The following is a 24,978-nucleotide window of genomic DNA, read 5'->3' as shown; positions in this document are numbered from 1 at the left end:
GGTCGGGAGGCACACTGTCGGCGCGGCACCAACCTGCCGCTTCCGGCGTTGACATAGAGGCGACCACAGGGTCGTCCCCGAAAATCCCATCTAGCTACGAGCGGGGAAGATTTCCGTGGCACAGGACGTGCTCACCGACCTGAACAAGGTCCGCAACATCGGCATCATGGCCCACATTGATGCGGGCAAGACGACCACAACTGAACGCATCCTCTTCTACACCGGCATCACCTACAAGATCGGTGAAGTCCACGATGGCGCCGCCACCATGGACTGGATGGAGCAGGAGCAGGAGCGTGGCATCACCATCACCTCCGCGGCTACCACGTGTTTCTGGAACGACAACCAGATCAACATCATCGACACCCCCGGGCACGTCGACTTCACCGTCGAGGTGGAGCGGTCGCTGCGCGTGCTCGACGGCGCCGTCGCGGTGTTCGACGGCAAGGAAGGTGTCGAGCCGCAGTCCGAGCAGGTGTGGCGTCAGGCCGACAAGTACGACGTGCCGCGAATCTGCTTCGTCAACAAGATGGACAAGCTCGGCGCCGATTTCTACTTCACCGTGCAGACCATCAAGGACCGCCTCGGGGCCAAGCCGCTGGTCATCCAGCTGCCGATCGGCGCCGAGGACACCTTCGAGGGCATCGTCGACCTGGTCGAGATGAACGCCAAGGTCTGGAAGGGCGAGACCAAGCTCGGCGAGAAGTACGAGGTCGAGGAGATCCCGGCCGATCTCAAGGAGAAGGCCGAGCAGTACCGCCAGGAACTGCTGGAGACCGTCGCCGAGTCCGATGAGGCGCTGCTGGAGAAGTTCTTCGGCGGCGAGGAGCTCACGATCGATGAGATCAAGGGCGCCATCCGCAAGATGACGGTCAACTCCGAGCTGTACCCGATCCTGTGTGGCTCCGCGTTCAAGAACAAGGGCGTTCAGCCCATGCTCGACGCGGTGATCGACTACCTGCCGACGCCGCTCGACGACGGCGGCACCGACGGTCACGTGCCGAACAAGGAAGACGAGATCATCCACCGCGACGCGAACACCAGCGAGCCGTTCGCGGCGCTGGCGTTCAAGATCGCCGTGCATCCCTTCTTCGGCAAGCTGACCTACGTGCGCGTGTACTCGGGCAAGGTCGACTCCGGCGCCCAGGTCATCAACTCGACCAAGGGCAAGAAGGAGCGTCTGGGCAAGCTCTTCCAGATGCACTCCAACAAGGAGAACCCGGTCGGCGAGGCCATGGCCGGCCACATCTACGCGGTCATCGGCCTGAAGGACACCACCACCGGTGACACCCTGTGCGATCCGCAGAACCAGATCGTGCTCGAGTCCATGACCTTCCCGGACCCGGTCATCGAGGTCTCCATCGAGCCGAAGACCAAGTCCGACCAGGAGAAGCTGGGCACCGCGATCCAGCGTCTCTCGGAAGAGGACCCGACCTTCTCGGTCAAGCTCGACCAGGAGACCGGCCAGACCGTCATCGGCGGCATGGGCGAGCTCCACCTCGACATCCTCGTCGACCGCATGCGTCGCGAGTTCAAGGTCGAGGCGAACGTCGGCAAGCCGCAGGTGGCCTACCGCGAGACCATCACCAAGAAGGTCGAGAAGCTCGAGTTCACCCACAAGAAGCAGACGGGTGGCTCCGGCCAGTTCGCGAAGGTCATCATCGCCCTCGAGCCGTTCGTCGGCGAGGACGGCGCGACCTACGAGTTCGAGAACAAGGTCTCCGGTGGTCGCGTTCCGCGCGAGTACATCCCTTCGGTGGACGCCGGTGCGCAGGATGCCATGCAGTACGGTGTGCTCGCGGGCTACCCGCTGGTGAACCTGAAGGTCACCCTGCTCGACGGCGCCTACCACGACGTCGACTCGTCGGAAATGGCCTTCAAGATCGCCGGCTCGCAGGCCCTCAAGGAAGCGGCCCGTAAGGCCGGTCCGGTGATCCTCGAACCGCTGATGGCGGTCGAGGTCATCACGCCCGAGGACTACATGGGCGAAGTGATCGGCGACCTGAACTCCCGCCGTGGCCAGATTCAGGCCATGGAGGAACGCAGTGGTGCCCGTGTCGTCAAGGCGCTGGTTCCGCTCTCGGAGATGTTCGGTTACATCGGTGACCTGCGGTCGAAGACCCAGGGCCGAGCGAACTACTCCATGGTGTTCAACTCGTACGCGGAGGTTCCGGCCAACGTGTCGAAGGAGATCATCGCCAAGGCGACCGGCGAGTAGTACCGGTGGAGCCAAGTGCAACACTTGGCTCCATCAGCCGGGAGTCAGCACGACCCCAGTAATAACCGCACTGCTGCAACTGCACGCACCAACAAGTCCAGGAGGACACCACAGTGGCGAAGGCGAAGTTCGAGCGGACGAAGCCGCACGTCAACATCGGCACCATCGGTCACGTCGACCACGGCAAGACCACGCTGACCGCAGCGATCACCAAGGTGCTGGCTGACAAGTACCCGGATCTGAACGCCGCGTTCGCGTTCGATCAGATCGACAAGGCGCCGGAGGAGAAGGCTCGTGGTATCACGATCAACATCTCCCACGTCGAATACCAGACGGAGAAGCGCCACTACGCGCACGTCGACGCCCCGGGTCACGCTGACTACATCAAGAACATGATCACCGGTGCGGCGCAGATGGACGGTGCCATCCTGGTGGTCGCCGCGACCGACGGCCCGATGCCGCAGACCCGCGAGCACGTGCTGCTCGCCCGTCAGGTCGGCGTGCCCTACATCCTGGTCGCGCTGAACAAGTCGGACATGGTCGACGACGAGGAAATCCTCGAGCTCGTCGAGATGGAGGTCCGTGAGCTCCTCGCGGCCCAGGAGTTCGACGAGGAAGCGCCGGTCGTGCGCGTCTCCGGTCTGAAGGCGCTCGAGGGCGACCCGAAGTGGACCGAGTCCATCGTCGAGCTGATGAACGCCGTCGACGAGTCGATCCCGGACCCGGTCCGCGACACCGAGAAGCCGTTCCTGATGCCGGTCGAGGACGTGTTCACGATCACCGGTCGTGGCACCGTCGTCACCGGTCGCGTCGAGCGTGGCGTGGTCAACGTGAACGAGGAAGTCGAGATCGTCGGCATCAAGCCGACCTCGACCAAGACCACGGTCACCGGTATCGAGATGTTCCGCAAGCTGCTCGACCAGGGTCAGGCCGGCGACAACGTCGGTCTGCTGGTTCGTGGCATCAAGCGCGAAGATGTCGAGCGCGGCCAGGTCATCGTGAAGCCGGGCACCACCACCCCGCACACCGAGTTCGAGGGCCAGGCCTACATCCTGTCCAAGGACGAGGGCGGCCGGCACACGCCGTTCTTCAACAACTACCGTCCCCAGTTCTACTTCCGTACGACTGACGTGACGGGCGTTGTGACCCTCCCCGAGGGCACCGAGATGGTCATGCCGGGCGACAACACCGAAATGTCGGTCGTGCTGATCCAGCCGATCGCCATGGAAGAGGGCCTGCGCTTCGCGATCCGTGAAGGTGGCCGCACCGTCGGCGCCGGTCGCGTCACGAAGATCATCAAGTGATTCCCTGAATCGCTGACCCAAACGGCGTCGCCCCGAAAGGGGCGGCGCCGTTTGTCATTGCGGGATGGAAATGAACTTCCCCGAGGCCTGCGGCAACATCCGAGGTAGTGTGGATGTCATGAGCGCCGCATACGATGTAGTTCCCTTCAGCGAACTGCTACACAAACCTGCCGTCACCGCGGGGCTCCTCGATCAGGTGCGTGCCGTGCGCCTGCGCCGCCGAGACGCGGGCGATCTGGCGTTGATGCGAGTGGAGCAATTGGATGCGGAAGGCGCGGTAGTCGACTTCACCGCGCGGCTTCTTGCCGGACTGGTCCGTCGTGTCGGCGCGGAAGCAGTGCGGGACGTGCTGCCAGATGCTGTCCCCTGGGTGACGTTCCTCCCTGACGCGGATGTCGATCAGTTCCTCACCGAGCTCATCGCGGTGGCGCAAGGGGCAGCCGCATTGGAAAATCTGGCCCCATTGGCCAGCTTGCTCACGCAATGGCGGCATACCGCAGAGATATATGCCGATCCTGTCTTGCTGGAGCTGGTCACGCATGAACCGGAAGGCGACTTCGGGCCTGCCCCGATGCCCGACTCCGCCGAGCCTGACCGGTGAGCCCCAAGCGCGGCGACCGTGCCGCGCCGCCCGCAGTGGGCGGCGAGTTCGAGATCCGCTTGGCCACAAGCGAATCCTGTACCGGGTGGGAACAATTGGCCACCCAGGCCCCGACAAATTTGCGCCGGGCATTTGAGGCCATCAGAACCGACCCGAGAGCGAAGACGAATCCAGATCGGCAACATCGGCTCAAAGGTTCCCTCGGCTCCGCTACCTGGAAGGGCGTCGTCCTGGAGCGCTGGCAATACGAGGTAACCGGCAGCGGCCGGATCTGGTACCTCATAGACGACGATCAACGCACAGCCTGGATCGTCTATGCGGGCACCGGACACCCCAAATCCACCGACTGACCAGGGTACAGATAGACGCAGGGGGCGCCGTGACGCGTGTACACCCGAACAGAGTTATCGAGGACCGGGCATTGAATCGGGTGACTTCGCTCTTCCAAGAAGCCCGGCACATAGTTCACAAGATCGACGGCCGAAACGACTTCGGCGAAGATCTCTACATCAGTTTCGTCGCGGATGGCCAGTTCACCGGCGAGACAATAGCCGTGCAAGTAAAAGGTGGGCGGTCGTACCGGTCGGCGCGGGGATACCGGGTACCCGTCGGCGCGCATGACCGGTCTTGGTCACAGACGAACGTCCCCGTTGTTTGCGTCGTATACGACCCCGACACAGACAAGCTGTACTGGGTCAATGCGTCAGAGCAATTGCGAGCAGCGAAAATCGGCGGAAGATCGATCCGGTCGGTATCGATATCCGTGCGATCGGTGCTGGACGATCACACAGTGGCTCAGTTCATCGAGCAGTTGCGGATGTCCATTGCCGCGCGCAGTCAGGTCAGGAATGCTCTCAGTGCCCTGACCGGTCATCGATTGGACACCACTGATTACCTCGCTTATTTCATGAACGAACATGGCGAGGAGTTGGTGTTCCGCCAGCGCCGTGGCAAGCCCGAAGCTTCGCTGCTCCACAGTGATTACGACTGGGAGCCAATTGTTTTCGACCCTGACGTGTTGACCGGTGAACAGCGAGCTGCTCGTTTGGGCATCGACACGGTCCGCGATCTCGCAGCGTCGATCGGAGATGCCGAGATGATGGAGTACGTCGAACAGAACGGCGACACGAAGCTGGCCACCATATTGGATCAAATGCCAGTTCTGGGTGGCAGGCTGATTGTGTCCCGCCGAGAACTTCGATGGATCCAGGTATGTGCTGAGAACAGCGAGTGGTGGCGGCTTGCGCCGACAGGCACGTGACTCCGGCCGGGGTCGCTCACCCGGCGGCACCGGTTCAGCAGGTGAAGGTTTGGCCTACTGACGGGGCGGGTTGGGGGTGGGGGGCTTTTTGGAGGCAGCCGTAGGGGGTGATGCCGTCGTCGTTCAGGTGGACGGCGCTGGTGGCGGTGGGATTGATGCAGGTTAGGCCGGTGGGGGCGATGCGGCAGGTGTAGTCGGCGAAGGTCAGTTTGCTGTCGTAGGGGAGGGTTTGGCCTTCGCCGTGGATGAAAAGGCCGGGGTCGCCGCGGAATTGGCCTACGGTCAGGGTCGACGCGGAGTAGTGGACGTAGCCGCCGTCCCAGTTTCCGTAACCCTCGCTCGGCTTCGGGATCGGGTTCTTCAGTTTGACGACGCAGTTGAAGCCGTCGATCTGGTATTCGGTTCCGGTGATGCAGCTGATCTTTCCGGAGGGGCTGACGAACGCGATATCGCCCTTCAGGTCGGTGGCGGGTCCGCTGCCGGTGCTCGCGGAGTGGTAGCGGCTCGCGTCGACCGGAGTGCCCGCCTGGACCCAGGCGATCCGCTCTTTCAGCTTGCTCTCCCGGGTGGGCGGTGCCGAGGAGGGTGCGGCCTGGGGCGATGTCACCGCGGGTTGGTCCGGGGACGGCTGGGGCCGTCCGGAGGTGGATTGGGAGCAGGCGCTCAGCGCCAGGATCAGGGCAGCGAGGGCCGCGATTCGCATGCTCGCCACACTAGTCGTTGTGCCGCAATGTATTCCGGTGGTGGTCGGCCGCGAGGCGATTCCATGACCTCCGAGGTTATCGCGGCGGGTCGCCACCTTCCGTTAGCGTCGGGAAACGAGACCAGGACCGGACGATTCGGAGAAACCATGAGCAAGTCGACCCTCGCCACCGAACTCGACATCACCGAAGGTGAGCTGCGGCACGGTATGCCCTACCTGGCGATGGGTGCCGGGCGGCCGCTGGTGTTCCTGCGGTGGTTCACCCCGGACCACGCGAACCCGCGGGGCTGGATGCGGGACTCCGAAATCAAGATGCTCATGCCACTGGCGCGGAACTTCCGCGTCTACGCGGTCAACCGGGCGCCGGGCATGCGCGAGGGCACCACGATGGCCGATATCGCCACCGAACACGCGGATGACTTGCGGGCCGAGTTCGGCGGGCCGGTCGATGTGCTGGGTGTGTCGTCCGGCGGATCGGTCGCCCTGCAACTCGCGGCGGATCACCCGAACGTGGTGCGCCGCTTGATCATCGCCTCGTCGGGCTATCGGCTGGATCCCCTCGCCAAGGAGAGCCAACTCCGCTACGGCGAAGCGGCGCTCGCCGGTCGCCGCGCCATGCATCACATGGCGCACACCGTTGTCTCCTCGCCGATCCTGGCGAGCCTGGCCGGTGCCGCCATGTGGCTGTTCGACCCGCTGGCCCGCCCGAAGAACCCGGCCGATACCTACGCCTTCATCCGCGCCGAAGACGGCTTCGACCTCACCGGCCGACTCGGCGACATTGTCGCGCCGACCCTGGTGCTCGGCGGCGAACGCGACGCGGGCTACAGCGTCGACAACTTCCGCTACACCGCCGACGGCATCCCCGACTCACGCTTGGTCGTCTATCCCGGAACCAGCCATATGGGCGTCGTGAAGCACCCCGCGTTCGCCCGCGACGTCACCGAATTCCTCACCGCTGAAAACCCTCCCACCCGCTGACCCGGTGCAGGTCAGATCTTCGGGGTCGGACTCCAGTGCCCGGTGCGGCGGACACGTGCCGCGACGTCGGCGGCCGAGCGAATGCGCCCGGCCAGCCGGGCGGGATCGTCCAGGTCGTCCCAGCTCCAGCGGACCACCATCCAGCCGAGGGCGCGCAACCGGTTGTCGCGGTTCTTCTCCGCCAAGACTTGCTCGGGCATCCGCGCACCTCGTGATTCACTCTGGCAGCTGTCCTTCCCGTCGAATTCGCCGATCACGCCCAACCCCGCGAACAAGAAATCGACCCGCCCAACACACACTTCATCATCGGTGAAGACGCGAGCTTGCAATTCGGGCGCGGGCAACCCACTCCGATGAATAGCCACCCGGCTACGGGACTCCCCGATGTTCTCGCTACGACCGTCCAGGAACGCAACGACCTGCGCGGCCATCCGGGACCCCCGCCGGTGCCGCGCCCGGTGCAGGTGGTCGCGCAGCTCGTCGGCGGTAGTGAGTCCCTGACGCAATGCGCTGTCGCCGATGACGACGGCCTGCTCGAATTCCTGTGACCGTGCGATATCGATGACGGTTCTCGGTGGTGTGGTGACCTGAAGACCGTTGACGAGCGTGATCTCGTCCGGCTCCAATTGCGCCGAATGCACGACGAGCTGTTTGCCGATGCGCCCGCCATGAACTCTGTTGCGGGTCAGGTGCACCCGTTGCAGCGAGATCGACCAGGTGGGTACCCCGTGCAGCACCAGCGCGGAGCAATGGCTCGCCACCGCGGCATCGGACGCGGCTTCGCAGGTCGCGAGGGCGAGTACCAGATGTCGGCCCGCTGCGGTGAGTTCCGGCTGCGCGGCATTCAGATAATGTCCGGCCCGCACCCGCCGCCATTTTCCGGACAAACAAAGCCGTCGCAATTCGCTGTCGGACATCCCCGAGGCCAGCGCCTGTCGACGCGAGATCAGTTGCGGTGTATCCATACCGCGATCCTGACCGAAGCACCCACCCGAAAACACCCGCCGGTGCCCGATTGTGGACAACACGCACCCTGTGGATGAACTCCGGCGCTCAGCCGAGCTGGGTCATCCCCGCGGCGATCACTTGGGCGACATTGAGGATGTCTTCGGCAGAGGGTATGGCCACCCCGTCCAGCGCATGCAGCCGATCGGTGCTCGCGATGGCGAACATGGCGGAAACCCAGGCGGCGGCACAGGCGCGCAGCGTGCCCGGCCGCACCGGCGCGGGCGCGCTCGCCTGCAATACGCGCGCGGTCACATCCAGCAATTGATCACGCAGCTGGCGCAATTGGCGGCGCACATCGGGATGGGTGTCGGCCTCGCGCCACATGATCACCCGCAGCACCGAGGAATGATGGTCGCGCAGATTGAGCGCGGCATCGAGCGCGACCAGGCTGGCTGCCGGATCACCGGGAGCGACCACGGTATCGATGTCATCGATCGGATGCGCGGGCACCCGTTCGTCCATCAACGCCGACAGGATCGAATCCTTGGTCGGAAAGTAATAGAAAACAAGGCCTTTCGGCACTTGGGCGGCGCCCGCGATGGCGGCCGTCGCGGTGGCGTCGAAACCCTGTGCCGCGAAGAGCTTTTCAGCGGCATCCAGAATGAGTTGCCGGGCGTCGCCGTCCACTTTCGCGCTACGGCGCCGCCCGGCCCTCGATTCCTTCGCCGGTCGCCGGTCGTTCGCCCGGCGACCGGCCTTCGGCATCTGCATCAGTGGTGCGGCGCCGCGCTGTGCAGACGTCCGGTCACCATCGGCAGCGCCGCTACCGCGACCACCGCCGTCACTACCCCGACTACCCATGCGGTCCAGGATGCGCCGCGGTAATCGGTGAAGTCCATGACCCACGGGGAAATGAACAGCAACACGCCGAAAAGGATCATCGCGTAGTCGCCGTTCGCGCCCAGGGCGGGCCGATACATCTGCGCGAGGCCGGTGAGGGCGATGAGCGCGCCGAGCACGATCAACGACCACATCGCCTTGTCGGTGGTCACCAGCCACAAGGGCGACAGCGCAGCGAATACGCCAAGCACTACGGCGAGAAAGTGCTGTGCGCGGCTTTCGGTGAACATGGTGTGCCTCCTAGGGCTCAGGAATGTTTCCTTTCTTCGGTATAGCCCTGATTGACCGCCCGATCAATAGCGAAATGGCTACGATTGCATAGCGCCCGAGTGATCGGGTTCACTCCGGCGCCCTACCAAGCAGACGTTAGGGTGAGCTGCGTGTCACCTTCAGCAACTGACCCCGCGCCGATCGTGATCGTCGGCGCCGGGCTCGCGGGCCTGCGCACCGCCGAGGAACTGCGCCGCGCCGGATACGAGGGCGCGCTGATCCTGCTCGGCGACGAGCCCCGGTTGCCGTACGACCGACCGCCGCTGTCCAAACAGTTCGTCCGCGGCGAGACCGACGACACCACGCTGCGCCCCGCCGAGTTCTTCACCGACAAGCAGATCGACTTGCGCCTCGACACCGAAGCGGTCGGTGTGGACACCGAGGCGCGGCAACTGCGCCTGGCCGACGGCGCCACCCTCGACTACGACCAACTGATCATCGCGACCGGCCTGCGCCCCCGCCGCCTGCCCGGCCTGCCCGATCTGCGGGGCGTGCACGTGCTGCGCGGCCACGCCGACGCCGCCGCGCTGCGCACCGAATTGGCCGAGGCGACAACGGCGCTCGTGGTCGGTGCCGGATTCATCGGGTGCGAACTCGCGGCCAGCTTCCGCGCCCGCGGCCTGCCGGTGGTGCTGGTCGAACCCCAGCCGACCCCGCTCGCCTCGGTACTCGGTGCGCAAGTCGGTGCGTTGGTGGCCAGGATGCACAGCGCCGAAGGCGTCGATCTACGCTGCGGCACCGGCCTCGGCACGCTGCTGGCCGACAACGGCCGGGTGCGCGGCGCCGTACTCTCCGACGGCTCCGAGGTGGCCGCCGACCTGGTGGTGATCGGTGTCGGGTCGCGCCCGGTGACCGAATGGCTCACCGGGTCCGGCATCGCCCTGGCCGACGCCGCGGCGGGCGGCGGCGTGCTGGCCGACGAGGTGGGCCGGACCTCGGCCGAAGGCGTCTGGGCGGTCGGTGACGTCGCGGCTTGGCTGCACCGGGCCGGTCAGCGTAAGCGGATCGAACACTGGACCAACGCGGGCGAACAGGCTCGCCTGGTGGCCTGTGCCATGCTCGGCGCCGCTGCGCCGACCGCGGCCCGCGTCCCGTACTTCTGGAGTGACCAGTACGACGTGAAGATCCAGGCCCTCGGCACCCCCGCCGCCGCCGACGACGTACACCTCGTTGTCGATGACGGCCGCAAATTCCTCGCGTTCTACGCGCAGGACGGGAAGCTCACCGGTGTCGTCGGCGCGGGTATGACGGCTCAGGTGATGAAAGCCAGGGCCAAGATCGCCGCGGCCGCTCCGGTGTCGGAACTGCTCGCCCCCAGCTGAGTTCGGCCGCCCGGCCGACCGCTGACGACCCGCGCCGGGGACCGGATCGCGCCTGGAACCGCCGCACGCAACCGGCCCGGCCCGGTCGGCCGGTGGCGGGTCGAGCCGCTACCGCGCATGTCGCGATCGGGCACTGTAATACGGTTGTCTCTGTGATCGTCGCGCTCATCGATTCGGGTCTCGGGCTGCTGCCCACATCCGCTTGGCTGCGCAAGCTGCGGCCGGACGTGGATCTGCTGCTGCAATTGGACCCCGACGGCGCGCCATGGGGACCGAAGCCGGAGCAATGGACGATCGACCGGGTGGTCGAGACCGCACGCACCTCGGTCGGCTTGGGTGCCGAGGTGATCGTGATTCCGTGCAACACCGCCAGCGTCACCGCCTTGGAGCACGTACGCGCGGAGGTCGGGCCGGATGTGCCGGTCATCGGTACCGTGCCCGCGATCAAACCGGCGGCGGCCGTCTGCCGCTCGGTGGCGGTGTGGGCGACCGCGGCGACCACCGCGAGCAGGTACCAGGCGGATCTGATCGCCAAATTCGGCGGCGACGCCGATGTGGTGGGGGTGGCCTGTCACGGTCTCGCGGACTCGATCGATCGAGGCGACCTGGTCGCGGCCCGCGAATCCATCGCCCGCGCCGTCGAGCAGACCCCCGACGACGTCGAAGGCGTAGTCCTCGGCTGCACCCATTACCCGCTGGTGATCGACTCGATAGTCGCCGCCTTGCCCGATGGTGTCCGCCTCTTCGACAGCGCGCAAGCCGTTGCCGCACAAACGATTCGGCGGATGGATGCGCTCGGCCGCCCCACGCCGGGCAATGGTTCGGTGATCGTGCGGAACAGCGGACGGCCCGGCACGCTGCCCGCCAGCGCCGCCAGCTTCGAATCCGGCCGGATCCTCGGCGCCCAGGACTGACTCGCCGCGGCCGAAGGAGGTTCGTTCGATGACCGAGTTCTCGACCGCCGCGGACGTGCAAGCGGCCCTGGTGGCAGTCGCGAACCCTGCCGACGCGATCCATCTCCAGCGGTTCTTCAAGACCGGACCGGGCGAGTACGGCGAGGGTGACGTCTTCATCGGCGTGCGGGTACCGATGACCCGCGCCATCGCGAAACGTTTTGCGGCACTGCCCCTCGACGAGATCGACGCACTGCTGGACAGCGCCGTGCACGAGGACCGGCTGGCCGGACTGGTCATTCTCAACGCCGAATTCGCCAAGGCGTCCAAGCCGAGCACCTTCGATGACGAGGCGCGCGCGGCAATGGTGGATCTGTACCTGGCCGCCGTGCGCCGCGGCCGAGTGAACAACTGGGACCTGGTCGACGCGTCCGCCGAAAACATCATCGGCCCATGGCTATTGGACAAACCACGGGACCTGCTCTTCGAGCTGGCTCGCGCGGATTCGCTGTGGGAGCGGCGGGTCGCGCTGCTGTCCACCTTCGCGTTCATCAAAACCGGCGACGCCACAACCACTTTCGAACTGTCCGAGCGCCTGCTCGACGATCGCCGCGACCTCATCCAGAAGGCACTCGGCTGGATGCTGCGCGAGGTCGGCAAACGCATCGATCAGCGGTTACTGACCGGCTTTCTGGACAAGCACGCGGCCGAGCTGGGGCGAACGGCCCTCAGCTACGCCACCGAACACCTGGAACCCGCGGTCCGCGCCCACTATCGCGCGCAGTAGTCCGCGAAGGTCAGAACTGGATCTTGAGGTGGTCCGTCACCGGATGCGCCTGGCAGCCGAGGATGTAGCCGTTCTCGATATCCTCCGGATCCAGAATTTCGGCGTTGTCCATCTCGACCTTGCCCTCGAGCACCGTGCACGCGCACGAACCGCATTCGCCTTCCTGGCAGGAGTAGGGCACGTCGAGGCCCTTGGCCAGCATGATGTCCACCAGCGTCTGCTTGCGCGGCCACTTCAGCTCGTGCACTTCGCCGTCGAGTTCCACCTCGACCGTCGCCGCCTCGGCCGCCTCCGCGTCGGACACCTCGATCGGCGCCTGGTCCGCGAACGGGTCGCCGGCAAGGGAATTGAACACCTCGGCATGCGTGCGCGAGCGCGGCACGCTGAGCCGCGCGAGCGCGTCGTGCACCCGATCCATGAACGGCTTCGGCCCGCACATGAACGCCTCGTACTCCTGGTACGGGGCCACCAGGGTGGCCAGCGCGTCGGCGGTCGGCAGCCCCTGCAGATATTCGAGCCAGTGGATCACGGTCAGCCGCTGTGGATGCTTGTCCGCGAGTTCCCGCAGCTCGCCGGCGAAGATCACCGATTCGTGGTCACGATTGGCGTACACCAACACAATTCGGCCGTTGCCGCGTGCCAGCGCCGACTTCAGGATCGACATCACCGGCGTGATGCCACTGCCCGCGCCGAACAGCAGCAGATCCGCGTCCAGATCCTTCGGCGTGAAAACACCTGAGGGCGGCAGCACTTCGAGCGAGTCGCCCGCTTTGATGTTGTCGCACAACCAGTTCGAGCCGTAGCCGCCCTCGGTCCGTTTGACGGTGACCTTCGGCCGATCGTCGGTATACGGCGAGCTGGCCAGCGAATAGCACCGAGCCACCGAGCCGGTCAGCTCGCTCGGCACGCGCAGCGTGAGAAACTGGCCGGGCTGGTAGCGGAAGCGCTCGGCCATCTCCTCGGGAACGTCGAAGACCAGCGAACAGGTGTCGGCGGTCTCGGCGATGACCGCGGCGACCCGCAGCACGACCGAGCGCGAGCCATGTGGAACCTCGACTGTCGGCCCACCCGCCACCCGGCCACCACCCCCCATGGCATCGCTGCGCGATTCTGTATTCATTGCGTCCTCTCGAACCTGGCACAGGCGCTGCGCGGCGCCAAAACTAGAACGTGTTGCAGTTTCATCGTACGTCGGACTTCGACTGCCGGACAAGCTGGGCCTCCAGACCGGAGATCAGCACCTCCATGCCGAAGTCGTAGGCATACTTTCCGCGCAGGTCCGCCATGTGCTTGGTGGCGCGTTCGACCGCGGCGGGCAGCGCGACGTCGGACAGCGGCGCGCGATCACGCGGGTTCACCCGGCTGCGGCCGAACAGGTAGGTGTGGATCGTCGCGTACGCGGCGAGCACGTTGCGGTCGGTGAAGCCCGCCTCGAACAGGATCTCCATGATCGCGGCGATCAGGTCGAGTTGTTTGCCGAGCATCTGCTCGATCAGCACGTCGCCGAGGCCGGGATGTTTGCGCAGCTTGTCGTCGATCTGGTCGATGAGGTCCCGCAGCCGGTGCTGCCACGGGCCGGATTCCGGTGGTGGCGTGCGTACTCCGGTCAGCGCGGCGGTAGCCACCAGGTCGAGCAGCTCGCGCTTGTCGGCGACGTAGTAGTACGGCGCCATCGGCGAGACGCCGAGTTCGCGGGAGAGTCGCCGCATCGACAACTTCTCCACACCGTCTTCGCGGACCACCCGCAGTGCGGCCTCGACGATCTCGGACTCCGACAGAGTATTGCCGCCTCCGCTCGCCTGCATTCGTCCGACTCCCATGCCACCTCTACCACCGCGGGCGCGTGTCGCCCGTCACGTCCTGTTCAGCTGCGTTCCATCCGAAGTCTAGAGGGAGCCGGTGTGGCTGGTTCGGCGTGCGGGCGACTGGGGTGGCGGGCGACGACCAGCAAGATCGGACCAGTGCTCGGTCCCACTTGGTGGAACCTGTTCCATTTTGTCAGCGGATGACGTTATCGTGTGACGGCGGCTACATCGGGTGGCCGCGGCCACGGATCGCTCGCTCGGAGGTACCCATGCCGGAATACGGATCCAACGGACACACCGACACCGACCATTCGGGAACGGTCGGCGCAGTCGAGGCTCGCGACGACACCGCGGCACCGCTGGTCGAGGAGACCCTCATCGAAGAGGTGTCCATCGACGGCATGTGCGGCGTTTACTGACAGGCGGTGCAGACCATGCTCGATCTCGATACCCGATGGCAGCTGCATCCGCGGGTGGCTCTGCGGCCGGAACCGTTCGGTGCGCTGCTCTACCACTTCGGCACCCGCAAGCTCTCCTTCCTGAAAAGTCAGCGGATCGTCGAGATCGTGCGGTCGCTGCCGGCCCACCCCTCCGCGCGCACGGCACTGCGCGCGGCCGGTATTTCCGATGAGAATGCCGCGCTCTACGTGAAAGCGCTGACACAGCTGGTCGATTCCGACATGATCGTCGGGGCGCCGGCCGATGCTCCGTTGGCGCCCGCCGCCGTGAGCCCGGCTCCGGCACCGTCGACGGCGGGGGTGGTCCCGCCGTCCGACGCGGCGGTGCGTCTGGTCGATCGGTTCGAATCCGGTCTGGCCGCACCGATTTGCCTCACCTGGGAACTGACCTACGCCTGCAATCTGTCCTGTGTGCACTGCCTGTCCTCGTCCGGCCGCCGCGATCCGCGGGAGCTGAGCACCGAACAGTGCAAAGCACTGATCGACGAGTTCGAGCGCATGCAGATCTTCTACGTGAACATCGGCGGCGGCGAGCCGACCGTGCGCCCGGACTTCTGGGAGCTGGTGGACTACGCGACGGCGCACCACGTGGGAGTGAAGTTCTCCACCAACGGAGTTCGGATCACCCCCGCGGTCGCCGCGCGATTGGCCGCGAGTGACTATGTCGACGTACAGATCTCGTTGGACGGCGCCGACGCTGCGGTGAACGATGCGGTGCGCGGTCCCGGTTCCTACGACATGGCCATCCGGGCCCTGGAAAACCTTGCGGCGGCGGGCTTCCGGGACGCGAAGCTGTCCGTCGTGGCGACCAGGCACAACATCGGTCAGCTCGACGAATTCCGGGCCATCGCCGAAAAATACGGCGCCACCTTGCGATTGACCAGGCTGCGCCCATCCGGCCGCGGCGCGGATGTCTGGGACGACCTGCATCCGACGCAGGACCAGCAGCGGGTGCTCTACGATTGGCTGGTACGCAACGGCGAGGGCGTGCTCACCGGTGACTCGTTCTTCCACCTGTCCGCGTTCGGCCAGGCCCTGCCCGGCTTGAACCTGTGCGGCGCGGGCCGGGTGGTCTGCCTGGTCGATCCGGTCGGCGATGTATACGCCTGCCCGTTCGCCATCCACGACCGGTTTCATGCCGGAAATGTGGTGTCCGACGGCGGTTTTCGCACCGTATGGCAGGAGTCGCAGCTGTTCGCCGAGCTGCGCGAGCCGAGCGGTGGCGGTGCGTGCGCGTCGTGCAGTCACTACGACTCGTGCCGCGGCGGCTGCATGGCGGCGAAGTTCTTCACCGGCCTGCCCGCCGACGGGCCGGACCCGGAGTGCGTCCAGGGGTACGGTGAGGCGGCGCTGGCCGACACCGGCCGACTGATCCCGCGCTCCTCGGTCGATCACTCCCGGCGGGTGACGCCCCGGACGAGTTCGCGCAAGCCCGCCCCGGTCCCACTGACGCTGTCCGTGACGCGCCCGAGCGTATTTCCGCCTGAACGACGGCCGTCCCGGGCCTGCGACGAGAACCCGCTCGCCTGATGTCATGGCGGTAACCAACCGTATGCTGCCGACCGCGCGGCGGGTGTCTTCCGGTCACGACCGGCCGATTGCCCCCGCGTTGCCGGATGCTGGAATCGGGCGCGAGTCGACGCTTCATCGTCCGTCGCAACAGGTGTCACAGCTCTCGGCGGAGCGGTTTCGTGCGGAATTCTGTCCTTTTAACCGGACTGATGATGCTTACGCGCGAATCTCCGCCTAGCATGCCAGGAATGCGCCATGATCGCCTGCCCGACGGATTCGGGGTGCGGATTGATCCACGGGTACGCGCATACTCCGGAGGCCGGGTCCTGATCGGCGGTTCGCCCGCACGGTTGCTGCGACTTGCCCCGGAGGCCGCCGAGATGATCGGCGACGGGTACCTCGAGGTGACCGGCCCGAAGTCCGCGACCGTTGCCAGACGGCTGCTCGACTCCGGAGTCGCCAACCCGCGTCCCCGCCTGCTGCCCTCACCCGAGGACGTCACCGTCATTGTGCCGCTGCACAACAACGCCGACGGGCTCGCCCGGCTACTCGCGGCACTGCGCGGGCACAACGTCATCGTGGTCGACGACGGGTCGGACCAGCCGGTGCAGATCCCGCGCGACCGGGGCACCCGCTGCCGGGTCACCGTGCTGCGGCACGACCACCGGCAGGGCCCCGCCGCCGCGCGCAACGCCGGATTGAAGGCCGCGACAACCGACTTCGTCGCGTTCCTCGACTCCGACGTGGTGCCGCGCAGCGGCTGGCTCGAGGTGATGCTCGGGCACTTCAGCGATCCGGAGGTGGCGCTGGTCGCCCCCAGGATCGTCGCGCTCGACCCGGAGTCCAATGCCCTCGCCCGCTACGAGCACACCCGCTCCTCGTTGGATCTGGGCAGGCGGGAGGCCGCCGTGCAGTCGCACGGACTGGTGTCGTACGTGCCGAGCGCCGCGCTGCTGGTGCGCCGCCGGGCGCTGCTGGCGCAGGACGGGTTCGACGAGTCGATGCAGGTCGCCGAGGACGTCGATCTGTGCTGGCGGCTCGAGCGGGCGGGCTGGCGGCTACGCTACGAGCCCGCCGCCCACGTCGCGCACGATCACCGGGTCTCCTTCCGCGCCTGGTTCGGCCGAAAGATGTTCTACGGCACGGGCGCTGCGCCGCTGGGCGAACGGCACCCCGGCATGGTCTCGCCGCTGTCGGTGCCCTCCTGGACGGTGCTGGCCGCGTTCCTGTTCGCCACGCTGTCCAAGTGGGGACTGATCGGTGGGCTGATCACGCTGGCCACCGCGCTGGTCCGACTACGCCGGGTCTTCGCGGAGCTGGACAACCCGACGCGGATCGCCGCGATCTATCTGTCCCGCGGTTTTTTCGCCGGTCTGTGGCGCCTGGCCTCGGCGATGTGCAGGCACTACTGGCCGGTGACACTGCTGGCGATGCTGGCGTCGCGGCGCATTCGGCGCATCGCGATCACCATGGCCGTCGCCGACGGCCTCGCCGACTGGTTCACCCATCGCGACGCCGGTGGCCTCGACCCGGTGCGCTACGTGGCGTACAAGCGGCTCGACGACATCGCCTACGGCACCGGGCTCTGGGTGGGCGCGTTCCGCGCACGCAGCCCGGAATCGCTGAAACCCGCTGCGCCGTCCCACTGATCCGCGCCGTCAGCACCGATCGGCCGGAGTGCGGATGACCGACACGCTCATCGTCGGGGGCGGCACCGCGGGCTGTGTGCTCGCGGCACGGTTGACCGAGCAGCCGGACCACACCGTCCGGCTGCTCGAGGCCGGTCCGATGTGGGTCGCGCCGGATGGGTTTCCAGCCGAACTGCTCGACGCCACCCGCATGCCGATCGGTGCGTCCGCGCCGTGGCTGTGGCGCTATCCGGTCACCCTCGCCGACGACGGCGTAGCGGTGCGGGGAAACATAGTGCGCGGCAAGGTAATCGGCGGCTCGGGTGCGGTCAACGGCAGTTACTTCGTGCGGGCCACCGCGGCGGACTTCGCGGCGTGGAGTGCGGAATCGGGTTCGTCGCAGGCGTGGTCGTTCGACTCGGTGCTTTCCGAATACTGCCGCTCGGAGCGTGATCTCGACTTCGGTGACCAGCCTTGGCACGGCGGGTCCGGCCCGATTCCGGTGCGCCGCACCGCGAATCCGGTACCGCTGAGCGAGCAGTTCGCCATTGCCTGTGCGGCCGTGGGGTTTCCGGCGATTCCCGATCTCAACGCACCTGCGGGTGCCGCCGATGGGGTAGGCCCGGTGCCGTGCAATACGGATAGCGGCAGGCGGGTGAGCACCGCGTCCGGCTACCTGCTGCCCGTATTGTCTCGGCCGAACCTCACCGTGCAGAGCGCGACGTCGGTGTTGCGTATCCGCTTTCACGGCACCGCCGCCGTCGGTGTCGACGTGCTGCGCGAGGGCCGGACCGAAACCGTCTGGGCCGACCGCATTGTGCTCAGCGCGGGCGCGATCGAATCCGCCGCACTGCTCCTGCGTTCCGGTATCGGCAATCCCGAACAGCTGCGCGCACTCGATATCCCGGTCGTGCATCCCGCGCCGGTCGGTGCCTGGTTCACCGACCACCCGGAAATCGGTCTCGAATATCGACTCCGCACCCCGGAACGAGCAACCGTTCCCTTGGAATACGTCCTGGCATCCGGCGATGTCGAAATCCGCCCCTACACGGTGGCTTTCACCCCTGGCGTACAACGACTCGGCGTTGCCCTGATGCGGCCGCGGTCGGCCGGTGTGTTGCGGCTGCGCTCGGCCGACCCCGCGGTACCGCCGGTCATTGAGCACAACTATCTCTCGGCCGAGCACGATCGGGCCCGGCTACGCGACGCGGTCGCGACGGCATCGGCGGTGCTGCACCGCATGTCGGCGGAACTGCTCACCGAGCGGATACCGGAATCGCCGCAGCAAGCCGGTGCCTGGCTGCGTGCGAATCTGGCTACCTCGCAACACCTCTCCGGAACCTGCCGGATGGGCCCCGCGACCGACGATCGCGCGGTGGTGGACGAGCGGTGCCGGGTGCACGGCGTGACCGGTTTGTCGGTGGTCGATCTCGCTGTCGTCCCGGTGCCATTGAGCCGTGGCCCGCAGGCCACGACGGTGATGATCGCCGAAAAGGCCGCCCGGAATTGTTCAATGGAAAATCGTCCACTTTATTAATCGAACGCCTAATGTTCGCAACACACGGGTCGCGTCCGTGTGCGGTAGCCAGGAGCCTAGGCGAGCGCTGCGCGCCCTTCGCCGAATCGACTGTGTGGTCGGGGCCGTGCACCGGGCAGAGCAGCCTGGGGCACCGGCGTATTCGTGCTGCCCGCAGGCGACGGCTCGCTGTTGTTTCGCCAAATGAGGAGGCTCTGGTGCACCATACGGAGTCGGGCCGGTGCAGCGCGCGGCCCCAGCAGTCCCCGAGACCGCAGCGCCGGGTGAGCTGTATCTGTCGGGGGTACAGCTCGCTCGGCGTGGTCCGGTGCGCTGGAGGGTCGCTCGCCGGTGATGAAGTTTCGACAATCGACGTCGAATTGCCTGACTTGTCGGTGTGCGCCAGTACGCTGGAGGCAGGCGTGAGGCGAGTTCGATCCGCAGCTCACGGTCACCGACGGCCAGGTGGTCGCCACAGACTTCGTCGGTGCCGGACACAGGGAAGGTCCGGCACCGACGGGGATTCCGCCGAGTTCCGCTGCACCCCGGAGCTGTCCGGCCGGACCCGCCATCGAAGTGCGCACTCCGTCATCGGTACCAGGTGTCTCCGCGACCGCCGAGGAGTCGTTTCCCGCACCCGCTTTCGAATCATCCGCACCGTCACCGCGCGTTGCGGGTTGTCGCCGACCGGCCATGCCGTCGGCCGCCGGCACCCGTCTGCCGCGCGCAGACCCCCCGAACCTGACCCAACCAGGAAAAGGAAAACCCCGATGAACAACCCGTTCGATGACGACGACGCGAAGTTCTACGTCCTCGTCAATGCCGATGGCGAGCACTCCCTCTGGCCGGTCTTCGCCGCCGTCCCCGGCGGCTGGACCATCACCTACGGCGCTGCCGCACGCGAGGCCTGCCTGCAGTACGTCCGAACCCATTGGGTCGATATGCGGCCGAAGTCCCTCATCGAGGCCATGTCCAACGAAACACCCTGAGGCCGTACCGAACCGCCCGAACCGCCCGTATGGGCGGGGTGTGCCGCCCCGAATCCCGCTGCCGACCGGCGCACCCCGCCCCCTACTCGTACTTCGCTGCGCCCCAGTGCATCATAGACGTATGACGAATCAACGGATCACCCCCACGCTGCCGGAGACGTTGATCGAAGCAGCCCACCGCTGGGAGGCGGGACGCCCGACTCCCGCGCAAACACAACAGATCAGCGTCTGGCTGGACCGGGTCATGCACCGGCACCGTCCGCAGGACGCCGCCAACGCTTAGCGCCACAGCAGCGCACGACCGTCGGCTCGCCGGAATCGCACCGATCAGCACGTCTGATGGTGCGCGGCGGCCGAATGACGGTTCGCTATGCCTTCGTTCGGGTCGACTCGATGACCGAGCGGGCGTGCTGGCGCCACTCGGCGACCGCTCGTCCGCGAAAACCGGTGAGCGCGGCGTCGAATTGCCGGGCGCGCTTGGTGACAGTCAGTCCGATGTACGTGTGGTGACTGGTGATCGCTTGTGTCGCAACGGAACACGCTTCATCGATTTCTCCCGAACTCAGCAACGCGGTGGCGTGTTCGAGGCGGACGAGCGCAGGTTCCGTTGTTTCCTTCGGGTCGTACATGGCCAGCGCACGGGCAGCGGCGTTGGCGGTTTCCGCGGCGCGGCCGAGATCGGCATAGCCGATAGCCTGATAGAACGCGTGCTTTTCCGGGCGATAAGAAAAGATTCCGACCGTAAGCTCTTCCGGGTCGATATTTTCCAATGCGCGCCCGGATCTTTCGATACACCGCGCGAACTGGTCGGCATTATTGAGGCGGGCATGTGCCCTGGCCGCTATTCCCCACAACCAGGCGGCGGCGGGGCCGTGTGCCGGATTCTGGTCGAGCCGTCCACCGAGCAAGTTCAAGACTTCCTTCGGTTTGTCGCTATAGGTCGGTAGATATGCGAGACCGGCCATGGCGATATCCTCGGAATAGCGATCACCGATGTCTTGCGCGGCGTGGATAGCGGTGCCGTACCACATGCGAGCCTGGCCCAGATGTCCTTCGTTGAACAGGATCTCGCCGACCACATTGGCCAGTCGGCCCGCCGTGCGCACCAGCCGGACCTGATGGTGGGTGGCCTGCCGCTGGCCGAGAGTGGCACGGACCGTGCGGAACTGCTCGAGGGTGGGGTGTAGCAGCTCGTGCGGCGGCACCTGCACCACCTGTTTGCCGAGCGCCTCGACCGTCGCCTCGAACAGGCCGAGGCGGCGTTCGCTGATCGATCCGGCATCCAGGGTGGCCAGCATCTTCTCCGGTTCGCCCGCTACCAGATCGGCGGCGGGCCCGGTGAGGCCGATCCCGATGCAGGCCAATAACTCTCGCCTTCGCACGTCGTCATCCTCGACTTCCTTGTCGAGCCCGATGTCCCTACCGAGCTGGGTTTCCGTATCGAGCGCCGAGTAGGTGTCCGCGAGGTCGAAGCCGGTGCCCCGGCTCGCGGTGACAGCCCGCTCGAATCGCGCGACGACGACGGGATCGGCTTCGGACAGAACCCGGTCGAGCAGCCGCTGGCTCGCGGCATGCATGCGGTTGGTCCGGCCGTTTTCCCAGAGGACGACGGTGCGCGGGGTGACGCCCACCAGACGCGCGAATTCGTACCGACTTCGCCGCATCGCGGCGCGAAGCGCTCGGACATCCTCGCCCGTCCAGTCGATCTCAACCATAGGTCCCGCTTCCTCGCACCAGGCTGATACAAACGGAAACTACTCGCAATTACCGCATTCGGGACTGTTATCCACCGAATCGCAACGTGCACGCTGAAGCTGCACCCGGTGCCGGGGTTCTGCCCAAACCCTGACGAGGGCGCCGGCATTTCAGAATCCGACGCACGGTCCGACACGGTCCGATCCATCCGTGTCCCGCGGGATTCCGGGGCGCCTTTCGGTGCCGGGTGCACCGACCTTTGCGTGGAGGTGAACAATGGACGTATTGCACTCGGATGTCCGGGAATTGTGGCGAGTACAAAGCCGCGACTGCGGGCTGGATCCGGTGGGTCTCAGCTACGACCGAGCGCGATTCATCCTCACCGTGCACGGCGGCCACGGCGCGCGCTGCCGCCAGTATCTGGCCGCGGCGGCCTACTGCTTCCGGCGGGCCGCCGAAAAATGAGCAAGGCGGACTTGGGGTGGGGCCGAGTCCGCCTTGCTTCGGGGTTGGTTCAGGCTGCCGCGGAGAGTGCCTCGAACTCTTTGTCGGTCAGGGTGATCCGCGCGGCGTCGGTGTTCTCGTCGAGGTGCGTGACGCTGGAGGTGCCGGGAATCGGCAGCATCACCGGCGAGCGGCGCAGCAGCCAGGCGAGCGCGAGCTGGGCGGGGCTCGCACCGTGCTCCTTGGCGATCGCGTCGAGCGGGCCACCCGGCCGCGCGAGCTCGCCGGTGGCGATCGGGAACCACGGGATGAACGCGATGTTCTCCCGCTCGGCGTAGTCCAGCACGTCTTCGTCGGCGCGGTTGGCCAGGTTGTACAGGTTCTGCACCGAGACGATGGTGGCGATCTCGCGGGCCTGCTGCAGCTGCTCGACGCTCACTTGGGAGACGCCGATGTGGCGGATCTTGCCCTCCTGCTGGAGCAGCACGAGCTCGCCGAGCTGATCGGCCAGTGGCACCTGCTCGTCGATCCGGTGCAGCTGGTAGAGGTCGATCCGCTCGACGCCGAGGTGGCGCAGGCTGAGTTCGGTTTGCTGGCGCAGGTATTCGGGCCTGCCCACCGGTCGCCAGTCGCCCGGCCCGGAGCGCGTCAGGCCGCCCTTGGTGGCGATCACCAGGTCGTCGGCGTACGGGTGCAATGCCTTTCGGATGAGCTGCTCGCTGACGAACGGGCCGTAGGAATCGGCGGTGTCGATGAAATTGATGCCGAGTTCGACAGCCCGCCGCAGCACCCGTACCGCTTCGTCGGGATCCTTGGGATCGCCCCAGACGCCGGGACCGGTCAGCTGCATGGCCCCGTAGCCGAGGCGGTGGACGGGTAGGTCACCGCCGAGGGCGAAGGTGCCGGACGCTTCGGCGGGCCGTGCGTGGAGGTTGGTGCTCATAGGGGTCGGTTCCTTCCGAAGTGGAATTGCGCGAAAGCGGACGAGCCGGTCGGACGTCTAGAGGCGACGGTGCTATCGCGAGCAACGTCGGCATCGTGCTGTCGATTCCCCGCACGCGAGTGGCGTTCGCGGCGAGCGAAACGTCAGCCCAACTTTTGCAACAGCGCCGTGGCCACGTCGGCGGAGGAGCCGGGATTCTGTCCGGTGATCAGATTACGGTCGACGACGACATTCGGCGCCCACGGTTCGCCCTCGCGGAAGTCGGCGCCCAGCTCGACGAGCCGGTCCTGCAGCAGCCACTGTGCCTTGCCCGCCAGCCCGGCCTGGGTCTCCTCCGCGTTGCTGAATCCGGTCAGCGCGTACCCGGCGAAGGCATTGCTGCCGTCGGCCTTCGTGGCGGCGAGCAGCGCGGCGGGCCCGTGACAGACGACCGCCAGCGGCTTACCGGATTCCAGTGTGGCGGTGAGTAGCTTGCCGGATTCGGCATCGACCGCGAGGTCTTCCATGGGGCCGTGGCCGCCGGGGTAGAAGACCGCGGCATAGTCGGCGAGGTCGACCTCCGACAGTTCGACGGGGTGCTGCAGCTCGGGGCACTCGGCCAGGGTTCGGGCGATCTTGTCGGCCTTGTCCTGACCGCCGTTGGCGTCGGCGGTGAGGCTGCCCTGGTCGACCGGGGGCCGCACGCCGCCGGGGGTGGCGACCACGACCTCATGGCCCGCTGCCTTGACCGCCTCGTACGGCACCGCGAATTCCTCGGCCCAGAATCCGGTCGGGTGCCGGGTTCCGTCGGAAAGTGTCCAGGTGTCGGCACCGGTCAGCACAAAAAGTAGTTTCGCCATGGTTCCGACACTAGGACCGTCCCCGTAGCCTGGCCAATGGGATCGCCGATATCAGACATCGGAATTCTGATGGCTCTTCCGCTCGGCGAAGACCGCGCGCGCCACCGCGATTCCATTGAGCGCGGCGGGGAATCCGGCGTACCCGGCCATCTGGATCATCACCTCGACGACCTCTTTCTCGGTGCCCCCGACGTTGAGCAGGCCGTGGACGTGCACCCCGAGCTGCGGCGCGACACCGAGGGCGGTGCACATGGCCACCGTCACCAACTCGCGGGTCCGCAGGTCGAGCCCGGGCCGGGAGTAGATGTCGCCGAAGGCGAACTCGATGAGGTAGCGGGCGAAGTCCGGGGCGATGTCTTGCAGCGAGGCAATGACCTGTTCGCCCGCGTGCCCGTCGACCTCGGCGAGAGCGGCGGCACCGCGTTCGAATCGGTCGCCTTCCGGTGCGGTGGCCGGGACGGGTTCGGCGGGCAGGTCGGTCCGGGCGGCGAAGACTTCCTTGGCGACGGTGAGGCCGTTGAGCGCGGCCGGGATGCCCGCGTAGACGCTGGCATGGATCAGCGTCTCGACGATCTCCGTGCGGGTGCAGCCCACGTTGAGTGCGCCGTCGAGGTGGAAGCGCAGCTGGGGCGCGGCGTTGCCGAGGGCGGTGAGCGCGCCCACGGTGGCCAGCTGCCGCTGGCGCAGGGTCAGTCCGGGGCGCGAGAGGATGTCGCCGTAACCGAACTCGACGGTGAGGCGGCCGAAGCCGGGGGCGATGTCGGCCAGGCTGTCGAGTACGGCCGGATCGCCGATTTGCCGGAGCAGCGAGAGGCCGCGCGCATAACGATCGTCCTGGCCGGTGGGGTGCTGGGTGCTGGTCATGGGACGACCATAAAAGTTGGAGTGCGCTCCAACACAAGCCCTGGATTTCGACTCATCCCTGTAGGGGAGTCCGGTTCAGGGGGAATCTCGGGGTGCG

General features: G+C 66.6%; 26 protein-coding genes. 16 read left to right on the top strand and 10 right to left on the bottom strand.

Annotated features, from left to right (window positions below; genetic code table 11):
• Window positions 1-115 precede the first annotated feature (115 nt).
• The 5 genes from fusA to ACFK0J_RS36205 all read left to right on the top strand — a co-directional run bounded on the left by fusA (window position 116) and on the right by ACFK0J_RS36205 (window position 5,384).
• On the top strand, window positions 116-2,218 hold the full coding sequence (gene fusA / locus ACFK0J_RS36225; protein WP_218471835.1) for an elongation factor G: 2,103 nt from the start codon (window positions 116-118) through the stop codon (window positions 2,216-2,218).
• 113 nt (window positions 2,219-2,331) lie between these two features.
• Window positions 2,332-3,522, top strand: a complete 1,191-nt coding sequence (tuf, locus tag ACFK0J_RS36220; protein WP_218471834.1) for an elongation factor Tu — start codon at window positions 2,332-2,334, stop codon at window positions 3,520-3,522.
• A gap of 64 nt (window positions 3,523-3,586) precedes the next feature.
• Complete coding sequence (locus tag ACFK0J_RS36215) at window positions 3,587-4,123, top strand: hypothetical protein (protein ID WP_378734205.1); 537 nt, start codon at window positions 3,587-3,589, stop codon at window positions 4,121-4,123.
• A complete protein-coding gene (locus ACFK0J_RS36210) occupies window positions 4,120-4,473 on the top strand; it encodes a hypothetical protein (RefSeq protein WP_378734204.1) in 354 nt (117 codons plus the stop codon). The genes ACFK0J_RS36215 and ACFK0J_RS36210 overlap by 4 nt, the downstream gene beginning before the upstream one ends.
• Window positions 4,474-4,502: 29 nt before the next feature.
• Window positions 4,503-5,384, top strand: coding sequence for a DUF4365 domain-containing protein (locus tag ACFK0J_RS36205; RefSeq protein WP_378734203.1), 882 nt, complete (start codon window positions 4,503-4,505; stop codon window positions 5,382-5,384).
• Window positions 5,385-5,418: 34 nt separating this feature from the next.
• Here the strand turns inward: ACFK0J_RS36205 and ACFK0J_RS36200 are convergent, their stop codons facing one another.
• On the bottom strand, window positions 5,419-6,087 hold the full coding sequence (locus ACFK0J_RS36200) for a hypothetical protein (RefSeq protein WP_378734202.1): 669 nt from the start codon (window positions 6,085-6,087) through the stop codon (window positions 5,419-5,421).
• Between the two features lie 147 nt (window positions 6,088-6,234).
• Between ACFK0J_RS36200 and ACFK0J_RS36195 the strand changes: the two genes are divergently transcribed.
• Complete coding sequence (locus ACFK0J_RS36195; RefSeq protein ID WP_378734201.1) at window positions 6,235-7,068, top strand: alpha/beta fold hydrolase; 834 nt, start codon at window positions 6,235-6,237, stop codon at window positions 7,066-7,068.
• Window positions 7,069-7,079: 11 nt separating this feature from the next.
• Here the strand turns inward: ACFK0J_RS36195 and ACFK0J_RS36190 are convergent, their stop codons facing one another.
• The 3 genes from ACFK0J_RS36190 to ACFK0J_RS36180 all read right to left on the bottom strand — a co-directional run bounded on the left by ACFK0J_RS36190 (window position 7,080) and on the right by ACFK0J_RS36180 (window position 9,146).
• On the bottom strand, window positions 7,080-8,033 hold the full coding sequence (locus tag ACFK0J_RS36190; RefSeq protein WP_378734200.1) for a hypothetical protein: 954 nt from the start codon (window positions 8,031-8,033) through the stop codon (window positions 7,080-7,082).
• An 88-nt stretch (window positions 8,034-8,121) separates the two neighbouring features.
• Window positions 8,122-8,781 carry a TetR/AcrR family transcriptional regulator gene (locus ACFK0J_RS36185; protein WP_378734199.1) on the bottom strand — a complete coding sequence of 220 codons (660 nt, stop codon included), beginning with the start codon at window positions 8,779-8,781 and terminating at the stop codon, window positions 8,122-8,124.
• 5 nt (window positions 8,782-8,786) lie between these two features.
• Window positions 8,787-9,146, bottom strand: coding sequence for an SPW repeat protein (locus ACFK0J_RS36180; RefSeq protein WP_378734198.1), 360 nt, complete (start codon window positions 9,144-9,146; stop codon window positions 8,787-8,789).
• Window positions 9,147-9,296: 150 nt separating this feature from the next.
• Here ACFK0J_RS36180 and ACFK0J_RS36175 point away from each other — a divergent pair, with 150 nt between their 5' ends.
• The 3 genes from ACFK0J_RS36175 (at window position 9,297) to ACFK0J_RS36165 (ending at window position 12,188) form a co-directional block, all read left to right on the top strand.
• On the top strand, window positions 9,297-10,508 hold the full coding sequence (locus ACFK0J_RS36175) for an NAD(P)/FAD-dependent oxidoreductase (RefSeq protein ID WP_378734197.1): 1,212 nt from the start codon (window positions 9,297-9,299) through the stop codon (window positions 10,506-10,508).
• A 152-nt stretch (window positions 10,509-10,660) separates the two neighbouring features.
• Window positions 10,661-11,422, top strand: coding sequence for a glutamate racemase (locus ACFK0J_RS36170; RefSeq protein ID WP_378734196.1), 762 nt, complete (start codon window positions 10,661-10,663; stop codon window positions 11,420-11,422).
• Between the two features lie 28 nt (window positions 11,423-11,450).
• Window positions 11,451-12,188: a DNA alkylation repair protein gene (locus ACFK0J_RS36165; RefSeq protein ID WP_378734195.1), complete on the top strand. Its 738-nt coding sequence runs from the start codon at window positions 11,451-11,453 to the stop codon at window positions 12,186-12,188.
• A gap of 10 nt (window positions 12,189-12,198) precedes the next feature.
• On the opposite strand, the gene ACFK0J_RS36160 is transcribed toward ACFK0J_RS36165, so the two are convergent.
• Together ACFK0J_RS36160 and mftR2 are read right to left on the bottom strand one after the other, a co-directional pair.
• Entirely contained in the window at window positions 12,199-13,308 is a 1,110-nt protein-coding gene (locus tag ACFK0J_RS36160) for a 2Fe-2S iron-sulfur cluster-binding protein (protein WP_378734194.1), read from the bottom strand.
• A gap of 61 nt (window positions 13,309-13,369) precedes the next feature.
• Entirely contained in the window at window positions 13,370-13,993 is a 624-nt protein-coding gene (gene mftR2, locus ACFK0J_RS36155) for a mycofactocin system transcriptional regulator MftR2 (RefSeq protein WP_378734193.1), read from the bottom strand.
• Between the two features lie 269 nt (window positions 13,994-14,262).
• Here mftR2 and mftA point away from each other — a divergent pair, with 269 nt between their 5' ends.
• From mftA to ACFK0J_RS36125, 6 genes are all read left to right on the top strand, one after another.
• Window positions 14,263-14,412, top strand: coding sequence for a mycofactocin precursor MftA (gene mftA, locus ACFK0J_RS36150; RefSeq protein WP_378734192.1), 150 nt, complete (start codon window positions 14,263-14,265; stop codon window positions 14,410-14,412).
• Window positions 14,413-14,427: 15 nt separating this feature from the next.
• Window positions 14,428-15,981, top strand: coding sequence for a mycofactocin radical SAM maturase (gene mftC, locus ACFK0J_RS36145; RefSeq protein ID WP_378734191.1), 1,554 nt, complete (start codon window positions 14,428-14,430; stop codon window positions 15,979-15,981).
• A 230-nt stretch (window positions 15,982-16,211) separates the two neighbouring features.
• The gene (gene mftF / locus ACFK0J_RS36140; protein WP_378734190.1) at window positions 16,212-17,612 is read left to right on the top strand and encodes a mycofactocin biosynthesis glycosyltransferase MftF; all 1,401 of its coding nucleotides are present in this window, start codon (window positions 16,212-16,214) and stop codon (window positions 17,610-17,612) included.
• 34 nt (window positions 17,613-17,646) lie between these two features.
• Window positions 17,647-19,128: a mycofactocin system GMC family oxidoreductase MftG gene (mftG, locus tag ACFK0J_RS36135; protein ID WP_378734189.1), complete on the top strand. Its 1,482-nt coding sequence runs from the start codon at window positions 17,647-17,649 to the stop codon at window positions 19,126-19,128.
• Window positions 19,129-19,877: 749 nt separating this feature from the next.
• Complete coding sequence (locus ACFK0J_RS36130; protein WP_378734188.1) at window positions 19,878-20,096, top strand: MbtH family protein; 219 nt, start codon at window positions 19,878-19,880, stop codon at window positions 20,094-20,096.
• A 121-nt stretch (window positions 20,097-20,217) separates the two neighbouring features.
• Complete coding sequence (locus ACFK0J_RS36125) at window positions 20,218-20,379, top strand: hypothetical protein (RefSeq protein ID WP_378734187.1); 162 nt, start codon at window positions 20,218-20,220, stop codon at window positions 20,377-20,379.
• Between the two features lie 85 nt (window positions 20,380-20,464).
• Here ACFK0J_RS36125 and ACFK0J_RS36120 read toward each other — a convergent pair whose 3' ends face one another.
• Window positions 20,465-21,811: a helix-turn-helix domain-containing protein gene (locus ACFK0J_RS36120; RefSeq protein WP_378734186.1), complete on the bottom strand. Its 1,347-nt coding sequence runs from the start codon at window positions 21,809-21,811 to the stop codon at window positions 20,465-20,467.
• Between the two features lie 256 nt (window positions 21,812-22,067).
• Here ACFK0J_RS36120 and ACFK0J_RS36115 point away from each other — a divergent pair, with 256 nt between their 5' ends.
• The gene (locus tag ACFK0J_RS36115; protein ID WP_218471817.1) at window positions 22,068-22,256 is read left to right on the top strand and encodes a hypothetical protein; all 189 of its coding nucleotides are present in this window, start codon (window positions 22,068-22,070) and stop codon (window positions 22,254-22,256) included.
• Between the two features lie 49 nt (window positions 22,257-22,305).
• On the opposite strand, the gene ACFK0J_RS36110 is transcribed toward ACFK0J_RS36115, so the two are convergent.
• The 3 genes from ACFK0J_RS36110 to ACFK0J_RS36100 form a co-directional block, all read right to left on the bottom strand.
• The gene (locus ACFK0J_RS36110) at window positions 22,306-23,178 is read right to left on the bottom strand and encodes an aldo/keto reductase (protein ID WP_378734185.1); all 873 of its coding nucleotides are present in this window, start codon (window positions 23,176-23,178) and stop codon (window positions 22,306-22,308) included.
• 143 nt (window positions 23,179-23,321) lie between these two features.
• Window positions 23,322-24,017, bottom strand: coding sequence for a type 1 glutamine amidotransferase domain-containing protein (locus ACFK0J_RS36105; RefSeq protein WP_378734184.1), 696 nt, complete (start codon window positions 24,015-24,017; stop codon window positions 23,322-23,324).
• 51 nt (window positions 24,018-24,068) lie between these two features.
• Complete coding sequence (locus ACFK0J_RS36100) at window positions 24,069-24,881, bottom strand: carboxymuconolactone decarboxylase family protein (protein WP_378734183.1); 813 nt, start codon at window positions 24,879-24,881, stop codon at window positions 24,069-24,071.
• Window positions 24,882-24,978 lie beyond the last annotated feature (97 nt).

The sequence above is a fragment of the Nocardia brasiliensis genome (assembly GCF_042691675.1).
Lineage (GTDB): Bacteria > Actinomycetota > Actinomycetes > Mycobacteriales > Mycobacteriaceae > Nocardia > Nocardia brasiliensis_D.
Note: the sequence above shows the minus strand (reverse complement) of the source record. Positions and strands in the feature narration are given on the sequence as shown.